The sequence below is a fragment of the Pseudomonas hydrolytica genome, from assembly GCF_021495345.1.
Classification (GTDB): domain Bacteria; phylum Pseudomonadota; class Gammaproteobacteria; order Pseudomonadales; family Pseudomonadaceae; genus Aquipseudomonas; species Aquipseudomonas hydrolytica.
In genome coordinates this window covers 5,024,597-5,040,943 of the sequence record NZ_CP099397.1, presented here as the reverse complement: position 1 = coordinate 5,040,943, position 16,347 = coordinate 5,024,597, and the positions used below count along the sequence as shown (strand labels likewise).

The 16,347-nt window shown below is 65.4% G+C and carries 18 protein-coding genes; 6 read left to right on the top strand and 12 right to left on the bottom strand.

What is annotated here, in order from left to right:
• Positions 1 to 113 precede the first annotated feature (113 nt).
• A complete protein-coding gene (locus tag L1F06_RS23725; protein WP_129483676.1) occupies positions 114 to 731 on the top strand; it encodes a LysE family translocator in 618 nt (205 codons plus the stop codon).
• A gap of 38 nt (positions 732 to 769) precedes the next feature.
• On the opposite strand, the gene L1F06_RS23720 is transcribed toward L1F06_RS23725, so the two are convergent.
• The 6 genes from L1F06_RS23720 to L1F06_RS23695 all read right to left on the bottom strand — a co-directional run bounded on the left by L1F06_RS23720 (position 770) and on the right by L1F06_RS23695 (position 6,069).
• Positions 770 to 1,495: a hypothetical protein gene (locus L1F06_RS23720; RefSeq protein WP_129483675.1), complete on the bottom strand. Its 726-nt coding sequence runs from the start codon at positions 1,493 to 1,495 to the stop codon at positions 770 to 772.
• 59 nt (positions 1,496 to 1,554) lie between these two features.
• The gene (locus L1F06_RS23715) at positions 1,555 to 1,935 is read right to left on the bottom strand and encodes a RidA family protein (protein WP_003242553.1); all 381 of its coding nucleotides are present in this window, start codon (positions 1,933 to 1,935) and stop codon (positions 1,555 to 1,557) included.
• 68 nt (positions 1,936 to 2,003) lie between these two features.
• A complete protein-coding gene (gene spoT, locus L1F06_RS23710) occupies positions 2,004 to 4,112 on the bottom strand; it encodes a bifunctional GTP diphosphokinase/guanosine-3',5'-bis pyrophosphate 3'-pyrophosphohydrolase (RefSeq protein ID WP_129483674.1) in 2,109 nt (702 codons plus the stop codon).
• A 63-nt stretch (positions 4,113 to 4,175) separates the two neighbouring features.
• Entirely contained in the window at positions 4,176 to 4,439 is a 264-nt protein-coding gene (gene rpoZ, locus L1F06_RS23705) for a DNA-directed RNA polymerase subunit omega (protein ID WP_003242550.1), read from the bottom strand.
• A 94-nt stretch (positions 4,440 to 4,533) separates the two neighbouring features.
• Positions 4,534 to 5,151 (bottom strand): guanylate kinase, encoded by a 618-nt coding sequence (gmk, locus tag L1F06_RS23700; RefSeq protein ID WP_096825235.1) that lies wholly within the window; start codon positions 5,149 to 5,151, stop codon positions 4,534 to 4,536.
• 54 nt (positions 5,152 to 5,205) lie between these two features.
• The gene (locus tag L1F06_RS23695; RefSeq protein ID WP_129483673.1) at positions 5,206 to 6,069 is read right to left on the bottom strand and encodes a YicC/YloC family endoribonuclease; all 864 of its coding nucleotides are present in this window, start codon (positions 6,067 to 6,069) and stop codon (positions 5,206 to 5,208) included.
• Positions 6,070 to 6,258: 189 nt separating this feature from the next.
• Between L1F06_RS23695 and rph the strand changes: the two genes are divergently transcribed.
• Positions 6,259 to 6,978, top strand: coding sequence for a ribonuclease PH (gene rph, locus L1F06_RS23690; RefSeq protein WP_003242545.1), 720 nt, complete (start codon positions 6,259 to 6,261; stop codon positions 6,976 to 6,978).
• A 27-nt stretch (positions 6,979 to 7,005) separates the two neighbouring features.
• Positions 7,006 to 7,377, top strand: coding sequence for a DUF4870 domain-containing protein (locus L1F06_RS23685; RefSeq protein WP_003242544.1), 372 nt, complete (start codon positions 7,006 to 7,008; stop codon positions 7,375 to 7,377).
• A 128-nt stretch (positions 7,378 to 7,505) separates the two neighbouring features.
• Here L1F06_RS23685 and crc read toward each other — a convergent pair whose 3' ends face one another.
• Complete coding sequence (gene crc / locus L1F06_RS23680; RefSeq protein WP_096825238.1) at positions 7,506 to 8,285, bottom strand: catabolite repression control protein Crc; 780 nt, start codon at positions 8,283 to 8,285, stop codon at positions 7,506 to 7,508.
• Positions 8,286 to 8,365: 80 nt separating this feature from the next.
• Here crc and pyrE point away from each other — a divergent pair, with 80 nt between their 5' ends.
• The gene (gene pyrE / locus L1F06_RS23675; RefSeq protein ID WP_003242540.1) at positions 8,366 to 9,007 is read left to right on the top strand and encodes an orotate phosphoribosyltransferase; all 642 of its coding nucleotides are present in this window, start codon (positions 8,366 to 8,368) and stop codon (positions 9,005 to 9,007) included.
• 15 nt (positions 9,008 to 9,022) lie between these two features.
• Positions 9,023 to 9,625, top strand: a complete 603-nt coding sequence (locus L1F06_RS23670) for a DUF4124 domain-containing protein (protein WP_003242538.1) — start codon at positions 9,023 to 9,025, stop codon at positions 9,623 to 9,625.
• A gap of 12 nt (positions 9,626 to 9,637) precedes the next feature.
• Here L1F06_RS23670 and L1F06_RS23665 read toward each other — a convergent pair whose 3' ends face one another.
• The 5 genes from L1F06_RS23665 to coaBC form a co-directional block, all read right to left on the bottom strand.
• Positions 9,638 to 10,084: an acyl-CoA thioesterase gene (locus tag L1F06_RS23665; RefSeq protein ID WP_129483672.1), complete on the bottom strand. Its 447-nt coding sequence runs from the start codon at positions 10,082 to 10,084 to the stop codon at positions 9,638 to 9,640.
• A 207-nt stretch (positions 10,085 to 10,291) separates the two neighbouring features.
• Entirely contained in the window at positions 10,292 to 11,197 is a 906-nt protein-coding gene (gene argB, locus L1F06_RS23660) for an acetylglutamate kinase (protein ID WP_003242534.1), read from the bottom strand.
• A 24-nt stretch (positions 11,198 to 11,221) separates the two neighbouring features.
• The gene (algC, locus tag L1F06_RS23655) at positions 11,222 to 12,616 is read right to left on the bottom strand and encodes a phosphomannomutase/phosphoglucomutase (protein ID WP_252576798.1); all 1,395 of its coding nucleotides are present in this window, start codon (positions 12,614 to 12,616) and stop codon (positions 11,222 to 11,224) included.
• A gap of 1,234 nt (positions 12,617 to 13,850) precedes the next feature.
• Positions 13,851 to 14,306 carry a dUTP diphosphatase gene (gene dut / locus L1F06_RS23650; protein ID WP_012020141.1) on the bottom strand — a complete coding sequence of 152 codons (456 nt, stop codon included), beginning with the start codon at positions 14,304 to 14,306 and terminating at the stop codon, positions 13,851 to 13,853.
• Positions 14,307 to 14,308: 2 nt separating this feature from the next.
• Positions 14,309 to 15,517 (bottom strand): bifunctional phosphopantothenoylcysteine decarboxylase/phosphopantothenate--cysteine ligase CoaBC, encoded by a 1,209-nt coding sequence (coaBC, locus tag L1F06_RS23645; RefSeq protein WP_129483670.1) that lies wholly within the window; start codon positions 15,515 to 15,517, stop codon positions 14,309 to 14,311.
• Positions 15,518 to 15,657: 140 nt separating this feature from the next.
• Between coaBC and radC the strand changes: the two genes are divergently transcribed.
• On the top strand, positions 15,658 to 16,332 hold the full coding sequence (radC, locus tag L1F06_RS23640; RefSeq protein ID WP_129483669.1) for a RadC family protein: 675 nt from the start codon (positions 15,658 to 15,660) through the stop codon (positions 16,330 to 16,332).
• The last annotated feature ends 15 nt before the right edge of the window (positions 16,333 to 16,347 follow it).

Below are 16,347 nucleotides of genomic sequence, written 5' to 3'. Positions count from 1 at the left end.
GCGCCTCATGGTGCAGGGCTGAACAGCCTCGCTGCGACACTGGTGAGCCTGACTTTCTTCCAATACAGCACTGCCGGCAGTTGTCGACACTGCCTCCGCCAAACGGAGGTTTCATGTTCGCGCTGTTTCTGCTGGTTGCCGGTACTCATTTCGCGGCCTTGCTGTCGCCGGGTCCGGACTTCTTTCTGCTGATTCGCACCGCGCTGGCCAAAGGCCGGCGCCAGGCCGACGGTTGTGCCTGCGGCATCGCCCTGGCCAACCTGCTGATCATGCTGCTGGTGCTGCTCGTCATGGCGTTGTTACCCGCCGAGGGCAGTTGGCTGTGGCGCGGCCTGCAGGTCGTCGGCGGGCTGTACTTCGCCTGGATCGGTCTGCAGGCGCTGGCCTCGCGGCGGGATCTGGTCCTGCCGCAGGGCGAGCAGCTGCGGCTGGGCGGGGTGTGGAAGGGCATGCGCCAGGGCCTGCTGTCCTGCAGTCTCAATCCCAAGGTGCCGCTGTTCTATGCCGGGCTGTTCGGGGTGCTGCGCGAATCGGCGATGCCGGCCTGGGGGTTGGGCCTGGCAATGCTGTGGATGACCCTGGTGGTGCTGTTCTGGGATCTGGCGCTGGTGCGCCTGCTCGATCAGGCACGCTGGCGCGGCTGGTTGCAGCGTCGCGTGCGCTGGCTGGACCGTGGCTGCGGCGGCCTGTTGCTGGCGCTGGGCGGCTGGCTGTTGCTGGGGGCGCTGTAGCGCGGCGCCGCTCCGGCTGGAGGTCGGCGCCTGCCGAATCAGCGGCGCTTGAGCAGCCAGCGCTGCGGACCGGGCTGGTACTCGGGCATCTCGTCGAACTGGGCGCGGTTCTGCGCTTCGAAGATGCGCAGCTGATTGCCCTCATGCACGAACAGCCAGGGGCTGCCCTGGTCGCCGGCCTGCAGCCAGAGGCTGTCATGCTCGCCGCTCATGGCCGCGCAATCGCCAGCCAGGCACAGGGCGAAGCGTTCGGCGCCGGGCAAACCCTGCACCTGGCCGTCGCTGTTGAAACGCACCAGGCCGCCCTGGCCGAGCCCTTCGACGATCAGCCAGTCGCCGCCGAGATAGTCGCGATACAGCGCCTGTTCGAAGCTACTGCCCAGCGGTTTGGTTTCGTCGGGGGCGCGGGCAAAGTGCTGCTCGGGCCAGTAGCCGCTGGCGATCTGCACCAGCTCACCGTTCTGAATGGCGAGTTGCTCCTTGTAGTCGCCGTAGAAGGTCACCTGCCAGCGGCTTTCGCCGGCCGCTTGCAGGCGGCCCTCGGCCAGTTCGAAGCCGTTGCTGTAGCTGGCCTGCTGCCGCTCCGGGTGGATCTGCCATTCGAGGTTCGGGCCGTAGGCGAGCAGCGCTTCGCGCAGGCGACCACTCTCGCGCGCGGCATCGATGGCCGCCTGGTTGATCCAAGTACCGCTGGGGTCGTTGCTCGGTTTGCTGGCGCAACCGGCCAGGAGGGTGCTGCATAGCAGCAGGGCGATCAGGCGCATGGTCGTCTCCATGCCGGCAGGGAGGGGAAGAGGGCGGGGCGTTTGCCCCGCCGCAGGACTTATTCGAGTACCAGAATAGCGTCCATTTCCACCTGCGCGCCGCGCGGCAGCGCAGCGACGCCAATGGCGGCGCGGGCCGGGTAGGGCTGCTCGAAGTAGCGGCCCATGATCTCGTTGACCTTGGCGAAGTGCGACAGGTCGGTGAGGAAGATGTTCAGCTTGACGATGTCCTTGAACGAACCGCCGGCCGCTTCGGCCACGGCCTTGAGGTTCTCGAACACCTGTACGGTCTGCGCTTCGAAGCCTTCGACCAGCTCCATGCTCACCGGGTCCAGCGGGATCTGGCCGGACATGTAGACGGTATTGCCGGCCTTGATCGCCTGGGAGTAGGTGCCGATGGCGGCTGGGGCCTTGTCGCTGGTGATGACGGTCTTGCTCATGAATCGCTCCTTGTGAGAACTGGCTGGATCGAGCGCCCAGCCTACAGCATCGAAATAGGGGAATTGTGTCAGGCGCGTACTCGGGTGATACGCATCACGCCCTTGATCGCGCGCAGCCTCTTGATCACGCGAGCCAGGTGGACGCGGTCATGCACGCTGATCACCAGCTGTACCACGCTGATCCGGCCGTCGCGCTCGTCCATGCCGATCTTCTCGATGTTGCCATCGGCGGCGTTGACGCTGCTGGCCAGCAGGGCGATCAGGCCGCGCTGGTGCTCCAGCTCGACGCGCAGTTCGACATTGAATTCGCCGGCGACATCCTTGGCCCAGTTGAGCTGGATGCATTTCTCCGGGTTGTGGCGGATTTCGCTGATGTTGCGGCAGCTTTCCAGGTGCACCACCATGCCCTTGCCGGCCGACAGGTGGCCGACGATGGGGTCGCCCGGAATCGGCGTGCAGCACTTGGCGTAGCTCAGTACCAGGCCTTCGGTGCCGCGAATGGCCAGCGGGCCTTCGCTGCTCGGCAGGGCCTCGCCACTTTCGGCCAGCAGGCGACGGGCGACTACGTAGGCCATGCGGTTGCCCAGGCCGATATCCTCCAGCAGATCCTCGATCACTTCCTGGCGGTATTCGCCGAGCACAGCTTGTACGCGCTCGGGGGCAATCTTCTCCAGGTGCGTATCGAAGCTGGCCAGCACCTTGTTCAGCAGGCGTTCGCCGAGGCTGATGGATTCGGAACGGCGCTGCTGCTTGAGGGCATGGCGGATGTGCGTGCGCGCCTTGCCGGTGACCACAAAGTTGAGCCAGGCCGGATTCGGCCGGGCGCCCGGCGCGGTGACGATTTCCACCGTCGAGCCGCTTTCCAGCGCCTGTGACAGCGGTGCCAGGCGGCGGTTGATGCGGCAGGCGATGCAGGTATTGCCGACGTCGGTATGCACCGCGTAGGCGAAGTCGACCGCGGTGGAGCCTTTCGGCAGCTCCATGATGCGGCCCTTGGGCGTGAACACGTAGACCTCGTCCGGGAACAGGTCGATCTTCACGCTTTCGATGAATTCCAGCGAATTGCCGGCGCGCTGCTGCAGTTCCAGCACACCCTTGACCCACTGCCGTGCACGGGCATGGTTGCCCTTGGGCACTTCATCCTCGTTGGACTTGTACAGCCAGTGCGCGGCGATGCCGTTGTTGGCCATCTCTTCCATCTCGCGGGTGCGGATCTGGATCTCGATGGGCACGCCGTGCATGCCGAACAGCGTGGTGTGCAGCGACTGGTAGCCGTTGGCCTTGGGAATCGCGATGTAGTCCTTGAAGCGACCCGGCAGTGGTTTGTACAGGTTGTGCACGGCGCCGAGCACGCGGTAGCAGGTGTCGACCTTGTCGACGATGATGCGGAAGGCGTAGACGTCCATGATCTCGTTGAACGCCTTACGCTTGCCGCGCATCTTCTGGTAGATGCTGTACAGGTGCTTCTCGCGGCCGATCACTTCGCCTTCCATGCCCTCGCGCTGCAGGCACATCTGGATCGATTCCTCGATCTTGGCCACGATCTCCTTGCGGTTGCCCCGAGCGCGGCGCACGGCGGCGCGGATGCGCTCGGAGCGCATCGGGTGCATGGCCTTGAAGCCCAGGTCCTCGAATTCCACGCGCATGTTGTGCATGCCCAGGCGGTTGGCGATGGGCGCGTAGATTTCCAGGGTTTCCTTGGCGATGCGCCGGCTCTTCTCGTGCGGCATGGCATCGAGGGTGCGCATGTTGTGCAGGCGGTCGGCGAGCTTGACCAGGATCACGCGGATGTCGCGGGCCATGGCCATGGCCATCTTCTGGAAGTTCTCGGCCTGCGCCTCGGCCTTGGTCTCGAAGTTCATCTGGGTCAGCTTGCTGACCCCGTCGACCAGTTCGGCCACGGTTTCGCCGAACTGCGCGTTGAGCGCTTCCTTGGCGATGCCGGTGTCTTCGATGACGTCGTGCAACATGGCGGCCATCAGGCTCTGATGATCCATGTGCATGTCGGCGAGGATGCTGGCCACGGCCAGCGGATGGGTCACGTAGGCCTCGCCGCTGCGGCGGCGTTGGCCATCGTGCGCCTGTTCGGCGTAGAAGTAGGCGCGGCGGACCAGGTTGACCTGGTCATGGCCGAGGTAGGTCGAAAGCCGATCGGCGAGAGCATCTATGCCGGCCATGGGATGCTCCCTTGCTGACCGGTTTGGCTACGCCTCGAGCGACTTCGACCCGGCTTCATCGACTTACAGAGGCTCGTTGGCCTCTTCCTCGAAGGCGGCGAACAGCGGTTCTTCTTCGACGATGTCTTCCTGGGCGACCACTTCGTAGTCCACCAGGCCGGCAGCGATTTCGCGCAGGGCCACCACGGTGGGCTTGTCGTTTTCCCAGGCCACTTTCGGCTCTTTGCCGCCGGTGGCCAGCTGGCGCGAACGCTTGGTCGCGAGCATGACCAGTTCGAAGCGGTTATCAACGTTGTCCAGGCAATCTTCGACGGTAACGCGAGCCATGGTGTTCCTCGTAACTTGTGCGGATAAGCTTGGCCCGAGTGGGCGAGCGGACTGAATAGTCTAAAAAATCACCAGCGACAATGGAAGCGCTGTTTTACGCCAGCAGTTCGCTGAGCAGGCCGGCATGGCGCTGCTGTTGCTGCGTCTGCGACAACTGGTTGCTGCGAAAGATGGCTTTCAGGTCGCTCAGGGCGTGGTTGAAGTCGTCGTTGATCACCAGGTAGTCGTACTCGACGTAGTGGCTCATCTCGCTGACCGCCTCGCGCATGCGCCGCTCGATGATCTCGCCGCTGTCCTGGCCGCGGTGGGTCAGGCGATGGCGCAGGGCTTCCTGGGTCGGCGGCAGGATGAAGATGGACTTGGCCTGCGGCATCAGTTTGCGCACCTGCTGTGCGCCCTGCCAGTCGATCTCGAGGATCAGGTCGAAGCCCTCGGCCAGGGTCTGCTCGACCCACTTCTGCGAGGTGCCGTAGAAGTTGTCGAAGACCTGGGCATGCTCGAGGAACTCGCTGCGCTCGATCATGGCACTGAACTGCGCGTGGTCGACGAAGTGGTAGTTGACCCCGTCCACCTCGCCCGGGCGCATGGCGCGGGTGGTGTGCGAAACCGAGACGCGGATCTGCGGCTCGCTGTCGATCAGGGCCTTGACCAGGCTGGTCTTGCCGGCGCCGGAGGGTGCGGAAATGATGTAGAGGGTGCCGGTTGTGGCCATGAAAAGGATCCTGGGAAAAGCATTGAACGAAAGATAGCAGCCGTCTGGCTGGCGTTACTCGATATTCTGCACCTGCTCGCGCATCTGCTCGATCAGCACCTTGAGGTTGACCGCGGCCTGGGTGCTGCGCGGGTCGAACGCCTTGGAGCCGAGGGTATTGGCTTCGCGGTTGAGCTCCTGCATCAGGAAGTCCAGGCGCCGCCCGGCAGCGCCCCCGGCCTTGAGCACGCGACGCACCTCGCCGACGTGGGTGCTCAGGCGATCGAGCTCCTCGGCCACGTCGCTCTTCTGCGCCAGCAGCACCAGCTCCTGCTCCAGGCGCTGCGGGTCGAGTTCGGCCTGCATCTCGGCGAAGCGGGTTTCGATCTTCTGGCGTTGCCCGGCAAGCATCTGCGGCACCAGTTCGCGCAGGGCGGCGACTTCGTCGAGGATGGCGTCCAGGCGGTCGTTGAGCAGTTTGGCCAGCTCGGCACCTTCACGGGCACGACCGGCCTTGAGCTCGCCGAGGGCCTGGTCGAACAGCTTCAGCGCGGCGGCGTTGAGCGCCTGCGGGTCGGCCGAGTCGGCCACCAGCACGCCGGGCCAGGCCAGCACTTCCAGCGGGTTGAGCGGCGCCGGTTGCTGGATCAGCGCGGCGACCTGCTCGGCGGCGGCGATCAGTTGGCGGGCGCGCTCGCTGTCGACCTGCAGCGGCTTGCCGGCGGTTTCCTCGGCGAAGCGCAGGGTGCACTCCACCTTGCCGCGTGACAGCCCCTGACGCAGGGCTTCACGCACCGCGCCCTCGAGGTCACGGAAGGCTTCCGGCAGGCGCAGGTGCGGTTCCAGGTAACGATGGTTGACCGAGCGCAGCTCCCAGCTCAGGGTGCCGTGGGCGGTCGCCTGCTCGTTGCGGGCAAAGGCCGTCATGCTGTGAACCATCGGATACCTCAGGGGAAATCGGCTCGAAAGGTCGGCGATTGTAGCTCAGCGGGCCTGCCCTTTTCATTCGCCGGTGCTCGAGTGACTGGAACGGCTATTACGTCGGCCATGGCCAATTCGTCGTGTCGCCCCGCCCGGTGGCCCCCTATAATGCGGATTGTTTTCCTTAGACGAAGTAGGTATCGCTCGATGAAACGTCCCAGTGGCCGCGCCGCCGATCAGTTGCGCCCGATCCGCATCACTCGCAACTACACCAAGCACGCCGAGGGTTCGGTACTGGTCGAGTTCGGCGATACCAAGGTGATCTGCACCGTCAGCGTCGAGACCGGTGTGCCGCGCTTTCTCAAGGGCCAGGGTCAGGGCTGGCTGACCGCCGAGTACGGCATGCTGCCGCGCGCCACCGGCGAGCGTAACCAGCGCGAGGCCAGCCGTGGCAAGCAGGGCGGTCGTACCCTGGAGATCCAGCGTCTGATCGGCCGTTCGCTGCGCGCTGCGCTGGACATGACCAAGCTGGGTGAGAACACCCTGTACGTCGACTGCGACGTGATCCAGGCCGACGGCGGCACCCGTACCGCGTCCATCACCGGCGCCATGGTGGCGCTGATCGACGCGCTGAAGGTGCTGAAGAAGCGTGGCGCGCTCAAGGGCGAGCCGCTCAAGCAGATGATCGCCGCGGTATCGGTCGGCATCTATCAGGGCGAGCCGGTGCTGGATCTGGATTACCTGGAAGACTCCGCCGCCGAGACCGACCTCAACGTGGTCATGACCAACGCCGGCGGTTTCATCGAAGTGCAGGGCACCGCCGAAGGCGCGCCGTTCCAGCCCGACGAGTTCAACGCCATGCTGGCGTTGGCGCAGAAGGGCATGAACGAGATTTTCGAGCTGCAGCAGGCCGCTCTGGCCGACTGAACATTCCCCCGAGCAAGGAGCACCACCATGAGTGACGACGTGCAAAATCCGCTTCCAACGCCCAGTCCGGAAGCCCGGCAGTGGGCGATGTTCTGCCACTTCGCGGCGTTTCTCGGGCTGGTGTTCCCGTTCGGCAACCTGCTGGGGCCGCTGATCGTCTGGCAGATCAAGAAGGACCTCGACCCCTTCGTCGATGCCCAGGGCAAGGAGGCGCTGAACTTTCAGATCAGCGTGGCGCTGGCAGCGATCGTCTGCTTCATCCTGATGGTGGTGATCATCGGCTTCCCGCTGCTGGTGCTGCTGGGTATCGCCGCGCTGGTGCTGACCATCATCGCCGGGATCAAGGCCAACGAAGGCCAGGCTTATCGCTATCCCTTCGCCTGGCGTCTGGTGAAGTAGCCGGCGACAGGTACAAAAAAACGCCGGGAGCGTTTTTTGACGTCGCTTGCGACGGCCCGCAGGGTGGCCGCCAGGGATGGCAGGCCAGAAAAAAGCCGGCGCGATGCCGGCTTTTTTCTAGCGGTCGATCAGACGCTGAGAATCCAGTCGTAGTCGACGATCAGCGGCGCATGCTGGGAGAAGCGCGGCTGGCGCGGCAGGCGTGCGCTGCGCACGCTGCGGCGCATGCCGGGCGTGAGCAACTGGTAGTCGAAGCGATAGCCCAGGTTGAGCATCTCCGCCTGCTCGTTGTCCGGCCACCAGCTGAACTGGTCGCCTTCGCGGCTGACTTCGCGCAGGGCGTCGACATAGCCCATGTTGCCGACCACCTCGTCCATCCATGCGCGTTCGGGCGCGAGGAAGCCGGGTGATTGCTGGCAGTCGCGCCAGTTCTTCACGTCCAGTTTCTGATGCGCCACGTGCAGCGAGCCACAGTAGATGTACTCGCGGCGCTTGCGCCGTTGCTTGTCCAGATAATGGGTGAAGTCGTCCATGAACTTGAATTTCTGATTCAAGCTCTCGTCGCCGTCCCGCCCGCTCGGCAGGAGCAGGCTGGCGATACTTACCTTGTCGAAATCTGCCTGCAGGTAGCGCCCGTAGCGATCGGCCATCTCGAAGCCGAGGCCGCTGATCACCGCCTTGGGTTGCAAACGCGAATAGAGTGCCACGCCACCTTGGCTGGGCACTTCACCATCGCATGCATAGAGGAAATAACCATCCAGTTGGAAGGCTTGGTCGTCCATTTCAAAGGCGGAGGCACGGGTGTCTTGCAGGCAGATCACGTCGGCATTCTGGGCTTGCAGCCAGCTGAGCAATCCTCGCTCGGCCGCAGCCTGAATACCATTCACGTTCACACTGATGATCCGCATAAATGGCCCCCAAAAACACGTGCGTGTATGATACCCGAGCTCACCTCAATTAGCTAAATCCGTGCCGTCCGGGACTTTTCATGCAAGCGTATCAGCGCGATTTCATTCGCTTTGCCATCGAACGCGGTGTTCTGCGTTTTGGCCAGTTCACCCTCAAGTCCGGGCGCACCAGCCCCTATTTCTTCAATGCCGGCCTGTTCGACAGTGGCCTGGCGCTGGCCCAGCTGGGGCGTTTCTATGCGGCTGCCATCGTCGACAGCGGCATCGACTTCGATGTGCTGTTCGGCCCGGCCTACAAGGGCATTCCGCTGGCCGCGACCACTGCGGTGGCGCTGGCTGAGCACCACGGTCGCGATCTGCCCTGGTGCTTCAACCGCAAGGAAGCCAAGGACCACGGCGAGGGCGGCACCCTGGTCGGCGCTCCGCTCAAGGGCCGTGTGCTGATCGTCGATGACGTGATCACCGCCGGCACCGCCATTCGCGAAGTGATGCAGATCATCCAGGGCCAGGGCGCTCAGGCGGCCGGTACCCTGATCGCGCTGAACCGTCAGGAGCGCGGGCAGGGCGAGCTTTCCGCCATTCAGGAAGTCGAGCGCGACTTCGGCATGCCGGTAGTGAGCATCGTGTCACTGCAGCAGGTACTGGAATATCTGGCGGGGGATGCTGAACTGAAGCAATATCTCCCGGCTGTCGAAGCCTATCGCGCCGAGTACGGAATCTAGCCCAAGGTAGCCCCTATGCCTGCACCGCTCCTGACCCGTTGTACGCTGCTGCTTGGTCTGCTGCTGCCGTTGTCCGGGTCGGCTGCGGAGCTGTATCGCTACGTCGACGACAAGGGCGTGACGGTGCTCAGCCGCCAGGGTGTGCCGCCCGAGTTCATCGGCAAGGGTTATGAGGTGCTCAACGATCAGGGCCGTGTGCTGCGGGTCATCCCGCCGGCCCCGACGCCCGAAGAGTTCGCCCGCATGCAGGCGGACAAGGCGCGCGCCAGCAACGATGCGCAGCTGCTGCGTCTGTATACCAATCTCGACGATGTCGACCGTGCGCGCGAGCGCAAGCTGGCTGAGCTCGATGGCGTCACCAGCGTCGCCCGCGGCAACCTGCAGTCGGTGCGTACCCAGCAGGCCAACCTGCAGAGCCAGGCCGCCGAGCATGAGCGGGCCGGGCGCCAGGTGCCCGAACACCTGCTGGCGCAGATCAACAACCTCAAGGAAGAACAGCAGCGGCTGATGCGCGACATTGCCCGCTATCGCGAGGCCCGCACCCAGGCCGAGGCCGACTTCGCCGCCGACCGCGCACGTCTGGCCGAGCTGTTTGGCGAACCCCAGGCCAAGCCGTAACCCCCTGGCGCCTCAGCTCTGCGGCGCCACCCGCTCGAATCCCAGAATCTTCTCTCTCAGCCAGTTCGGCAGTGGCGCGCTGCTGCGCGTGGCGCCGTCGGCGTGCACGTAGACGATCTCGCCGCTGGTCAGCAACTCGCCGTCGCGCCAGATGCCGAGGGCGAAGGTCAGGCTGGAGCGGCCGAGCCGTGCACTGCGAATGCCGATCTGCAACTGCTCGTCGAAACGTGCCGGGGCCCGGTATTCCAGCAGGGTGCGGATGGCGAAGAAGTCGCCGCCATCCGTTGCCAGGTCGCCGGGATAGGCGACGCCGAGGGCGCGGAAATATTCGGTGATGGCGACGTCCGCGTAGGTCAGGTAATGGCCGTTGAAGACGATGCTTTGCGGGTCGACCTCGGCCCAGCGCACCCGCAGGGGGTGGAAGAAGCTGAACTGGCTGAGTTCGGGCAGGCTGCTCATGGGCGTTCCTTGATGAAGGTGGCCTGGCGAGCGTGCATCCTGAGGAGGATTGCGGCAAGCGCGAGTCGCCGTGCCGATGGGCTGCGATAAGCCCGCTCGATGGTCGGCGTCATCTCGTAGGTGCGCCGTGCGCACCGGTTTGCCGGTGCGCTTGCAATACCCTCTCCCGGGGGAGAGGGTCATCAGATGGCCGCGTAGCGGCCGCCGTTAATGGCGCTTGCGGTTGGTGATCAGGGTGCCGACGCCGCTGTCGGTGAAGATTTCCAGCAGCACCGCGTTGGGTACGCGACCGTCAACGATATGCGCGCTGTGCACGCCGCCCTGCACCGCTTCCAGGGCGCAGCGGATCTTCGGCAGCATGCCGCCGTAAATGGTGCCGTCGGCGATCAGGCCGTCGACCTGCTCGGTGGTCAGCCCGGTGAGCACTTCGCCCTGCTTGTCCAGCAGGCCGGCGATGTTGGTCAGCAGCATCAGCTTCTCGGCCTTCAGCGCTTCGGCCACCTTGCCGGCCACCAGGTCGGCGTTGATGTTGTACGACTCGCCGTCCGGGCCGACGCCGATGGGCGCGATGACCGGAATGAAATCGCCCTGCACCAGCATGTTGAGCAGCTCGGTGTTGACCCCGGTAACCTCGCCGACATGACCGATGTCGATGATTTCCGGCTGGGTCATTTCCGGCGTCTGACGGGTGACCTTGAGCTTCTTCGCGCGGATCAGGCCGGCGTCCTTGCCGGTCAGGCCGATGGCGCTGCCACCGTGCTGGTTGATCAGGTTGACGATGCTCTTGTTGACCTGGCCGCCGAGGACCATCTCCACCACGTCCATGGTGGCGGTGTCGGTGACGCGCATGCCGTCGATGAAATGGCTCTCGATGGACAGGCGCTTGAGCAGGTCGCCGATCTGCGGACCGCCGCCGTGTACCACCACCGGGTTGATGCCCACCGCCTTCATCAGCACGATGTCGCGGGCGAAGCCCTGCTTGAGTTCCTCGCTTTCCATGGCGTTGCCGCCGTACTTGATCACCAGGGTCTTGCCGACGAAGCGGCGAATGTAAGGCAGGGCTTCGGACAGTACCTTGGCAACCTGGGCGGCGGCGTCACGCTCGAGGGTCATGCGGGGGCTCCTGGAACAAATCGGTCAAAAGGGCAGTTGCAGATCGGGGGCGACCTTGAGCAGCTGGTTGCGGAACACGTCCTGGATACGCTCCAGTTCCTCCTGGGTGTCGGCCTCGAAGCGCAGCACCAGCACCGGCGTGGTGTTGGAGGCGCGGATCAGGCCCCAGCCCTTGGGATAGTCGACGCGCACGCCATCGATGCTGGTGAGGTTGGCTTCGCCCCACTGACCCTCGCGCTGCAGGCGCTCGATCAGCGGGAACTTGCTCTGCTCGGTCACCTGGATGTTGATTTCCGGGGTGGAGATGTCGCTGGGGAAGGCGCTGAACACCTGCTCGGCGTTGCGCTTGTCCAGGCTGAGAATTTCTAGCAGACGGGCGGCGCTGTAGATGCCGTCGTCGAAGCCGTACCAGCGCTCCTTGAAGAAGATGTGGCCGCTCATCTCGCCGGCCAGCAGCGCGCCGGTTTCCTTCATCTTCTTCTTGATCAGCGAATGGCCGGTCTTCCACATCACCGGGCGGCCGCCGTAGCCGCTGATCAGCGGAGTCAGGCGACGGGTGCATTTGACGTCGAAGATGATGTCGGCGCCCGGGTTGCGCGATACCACGTCCTTGGCGAACAGCATCAGCAGGCGATCGGGGTAGACGATGTTGCCGGTGTTGGTCACCACGCCGACGCGGTCGCCGTCGCCGTCGAAGGCCAGGCCGAGGTCGGCGTTCTCGGCTTTCACGCGGGCGATCAGATCGACCAGGTTCTCCGGCTTGCCCGGGTCCGGGTGGTGATTGGGGAAGGTGCCGTCCACTTCGCAGAACAGTGGGATGACGCTGCAGCCCAGCGCCTCGATCAGTTGCGGGGCGATCACGCCGGCCGCGCCATTGCCGCAATCGACCACCACCTTGAGCGGCTTGGCCAGGGCGATGTCGTCACGGATGGTCTTGAAGTAGCGCTGCAGCACGTCGACCTGCTGCACGTTGCCGACGCCCGTGGCCAGGTCGTTGTTGTCCAGGCGGGTCTTCAACGCCTGGATCTGCTCGTTGGCCAGGGTGTCGCCGGCGATGATGATCTTGAAGCCGTTGTAGTCCGGCGGGTTGTGGCTGCCGGTCAGCATCACGGCCGAACGGCCCTCCAGTACGTTGGCGGCGAAGTACGCCACGGGGGTCGGCACCATGCCGATGTCGGTGACCTCGCAGCCGCAGTCGAGCAGGCCCTGTACCAGTTGTTGCAGCAGTTCGGGGCCGGACAGACGACCGTCGCGGCCGACGATGACCTTGGGTTCGCCCTGAGCCAGGCTCTGCGAACCGATGGCGCGGCCGATCCAGTAGGCGTATTCGGCGGTCAGGGTATCGCCCACCACGCCACGGATGTCATAGGCGCGGAAAATGTCGGCGGGAAGTTTCGGGACGCTTTGGCTAGTAGTCATTGCGGGGCTCTGCTCCAGTCCCAGGAGATCCTGGTCTTCATCGAGAATGTCGATATCGAGGATATCGGTGTCCTGGAACAGCGGGTCTACCAGCTCGGCAGGCTTGGGGGCTGGCTGAGTGGTGGGGGCCGCGACTGTTCCTTTCGCGGGGGTACTGCTGGTGCCTTCTGCGCCGTTACGGCGTGGCAGGCGTGCCAGGCTCTGGGCCAGACCATTGAGGGCCGGGAGGCTCAGGCTGAAGGCTTTGACGTTTTTACCCGCAGAGAGTTCTTTGAGCATTTGCCCCAGTTGCTGCGCGTCACTGTTTACCCGCCGCTGCATCGCGCCTTGCACCAGCATCAGGGCGATCAGCGCACCGCCGAGGGCGAGCAGCGCGGCCAGGCCGAGCAGCAGTGGCGGTACACCGCCGCCGGTCAGGCCCGGGCCGGGGGTGAAACTGATGGTCCAGTACGGGCTGCCGGTGGGAAAGGTCTGCGCCGCGCCATCGCCCGCCTGGCCGCGTTGCAGCAGGACCTGCGCCGGGGTGTTGGCGAACTGCTGCACCAGCTGCACCTGGCCGAGCTCGGCCGGCAGCGGCGGCAGCGCGGCGAGCAGACGCTGCAGGTCGACGGCCAGCAGCAGAGTGCCCTGCGCCGGCTGGTTGTCGCCGAGGCGCAGCGCCACGGCGCTGTAGGCCAGCCAGCGTTGGCCGACGCGGTACGCCTCGACTGCCGGTTGTTGCCCGCTTTCGGCGCGGCGCAGCATGTCCAGGCCGGCGAAGTTCATCGGCGCGGGGCGGCTGGTGTTCTGCACCGCCTCGCCGCGGCGATTGAGGTGAGCATCGACCACGCCGTCCCAGTAGCCCAGGCGCCGCTCGGCATCGCCGATGCGCAGGCTGTCGGCGCTTTGCAGGGCTTGCAGCAGATCAGGGTTACGCGCGGCGGCGAGGCTGTCGGCCTGCAGCTGCTTCAGCGCCTGCTGCACGGCGGCGGCCTGGCTGCTGCCGATGGCCTGCGCCAGTTCGGCCTGGCGTGCCTGCTCGCTGTTGCTCTGGGCGAGCCAGAGCAGGGCGCCGCCGGCGGCCACGCCGATCAATGCGGCCAGCAGGCCGGGCAGCAGTGGGCCCAGCGAGGGCTTGGCCCGCTTGCTCTCGGGCAGGTCGGGAGCAAGGCTGGAAAGGGTGTCGGCTTCCTTGGCGGTACGCTTGAAGAGTTTCACGCAGGTGCTCCTCGGCGGGTCCTGTGGGGAATGGGGGTCAGTGGCTGCCGGAGTGGCCGAAACCGCCGGCGCCGCGTTGGGTCTCGTCGAACTGCTCGACCAGTTCGAAATGCGCCTGCACCACCGGCACCAGCACCAGCTGCGCGATGCGCTCGCCGATGGCGATGGTGAATGGCGTGTGGCCGCGGTTCCAGCACGACACCATCAGCTCGCCCTGGTAGTCCGAGTCGATCAGGCCGACCAGGTTGCCGAGCACGATGCCGTGTTTGTGGCCGAGGCCCGAGCGCGGCAGGATCATTGCCGCCAGGCCGGGGTCGCCGATGTAGATCGACAGGCCGGTGGGGATCAGCACGGTCTGGCCCGGCTCGAGGACGATGTCCTCCTTGAGCATGGCGCGCAGATCGAGGCCGGCCGAGCCCGGCGTGGCGTATTGCGGCAGCGGGAATTCCTGGCCGAGGCGAGGGTCGAGGATCTTGGCTTGCAGAGCGTGCATGGTCAGTTCTTGTTCAGTCGTTCGGCGATAAGGGTGACCAGCTGACGGGCGATCTTGCCCTTGCTGGTCTGGGCGAAGCTGGTTTGCTGCAGCTCGCGGTCGATCACGGTGATGGCGTTCTCTTCACTATTGAAGCCGATGCTGGGGTTGGCCACATCATTGGCAACGATCAGGTCGAGATTCTTGTCACGCAGCTTGCGCGAGGCGTACTCCAGCAGGTTCTCGGTTTCCGCGGCGAAGCCCACGCTGAAGGGGCGATCGTCACGGCCGGCGATGGTGGCGAGGATATCCGGGTTGCGCACCATTTGCAGGAGCATCCCTTCGCCGCTGCTGGGGTCTTTCTTCAATTTGTGCTGGGCGACCACTTCCGGGCGGTAGTCGGCCACCGCGGCGGCGGCGATCAGCACGTCGCAGGGCATGGCGGCCTCGCAGGCGGCGAGCATGTCGCGGGCGCTGACCACGTCGATGCGGCTGACCCGATCCGGCGTCGGCAGGTGTACCGGACCGCTGACCAGGGTGACCCGCGCGCCCGCCTCGGCGGCCGCTTCGGCCAGGGCGAAGCCCATCTTGCCGGAGCTGTGGTTGGTGATGTAGCGCACCGGGTCGATGTTTTCCTGGGTCGGGCCGGCTGTGATCAGGATATGCAGGCCATCGAGCGCCTGGCGCTGGAAGCAGTCGGCCGCCAGCTGGGCGAGATCGTTGGGCTCGAGCATGCGGCCGAGGCCGACATCGCCACAGGCCTGGCTGCCGGATGCCGGGCCGAACAGGCGCATGCCGCGGTCTTGCAGCAGTTCGAGGTTGGCCTGGGTGGCGGCGTCGCGCCACATGGCCTGGTTCATGGCCGGTGCCAGGGCGATGGGGGCATCGGTGGCCAGTACCAGCGTGGTCAGCAGGTCATTGGCCACACCCTGGGCCAGGCGTGCGATCAGGTCGGCAGTGGCCGGGGCGATGAGAATCAGATCGGCCCAGCGCGCCAGTTCGATATGGCCCATCGCGGCTTCGGCGGCGGGATCGAGCAGGTCGAGATGAACCGGGTGGCCGGAGAGCGCCTGCAGGGTCAGGGGAGTGATGAACTCGCGGCCGCCCTGGGTCATGACCACGCGGACTTCGGCGCCCTGATCCTTCAGCCGGCGAACCAGTTCGGCGCTCTTGTAGGCAGCAATACCGCCTCCCACGCCGACGATGATGCGTTTGCGATACAGCCGCTGCATAGGCCTGCCTTTTATATACCGGTGGATGTGCGCCACGTGACCAACGCCTCCCCAGGCCGGCCCCGTGTAAAAAGATGGGCTACGATAGCACAGCGCCCGCAGCGGAGCAGCGGGCGCTTGGCTCGACATGGAGGTGCCCGATGAGCATTCGTGACTGGCCCGCGGCGGAGCGTCCGCGGGAAAAACTCCTGGCGCAGGGCGCGGCCGCGCTGACCGACGCCGAACTGCTGGCGATCTTCCTGCGTACCGGTGTGTCCGGCTGCAGCGCGGTGGATCTGGCGCGCCGGCTGCTCGCCGAGTTCGGCAGCCTGCGTGCGCTGCTCGAGGCGGAGTTGCCCGACTTCAGCCAGCACTTGGGCCTGGGCCCGGCCAAGTACGCGCAGCTGCAGGCCGTGCTGGAGATGGCCAGACGGCACCTGGCTGAGCGGCTGCGTCGCGATTCGGCGCTGGAAAGCCCGCAGGCCGTGCGCGATTACCTCAAGGCGCAGCTGCGCCATGAGCCGCACGAGGTGTTCGGCTGTCTGTTTCTCGATGCCAAGCACCGCGTGCTGGCCTTCGAAGTCTTGTTTCGCGGCAGCATCGACAGCGCCAGCGTCTACCCGCGGCAGGTGGTCAAGCGAGCGCTGGCCAACAATGCCGCGGCCGTCATCCTCACCCACAATCACCCATCCGGCATCTGCGAACCCAGCCAGGCCGACCGCGTGCTGACCCAGCGGCTCAAGGATGCGCTGGCGCTGGTGGAAGTGCGCGTGCTCGATCACTTCATCGTCGGCGACGGCGAGCCGCTGTCGATGGCCGAGCAGGGCTGGATGTAGGGGCGGCGCTCCTGC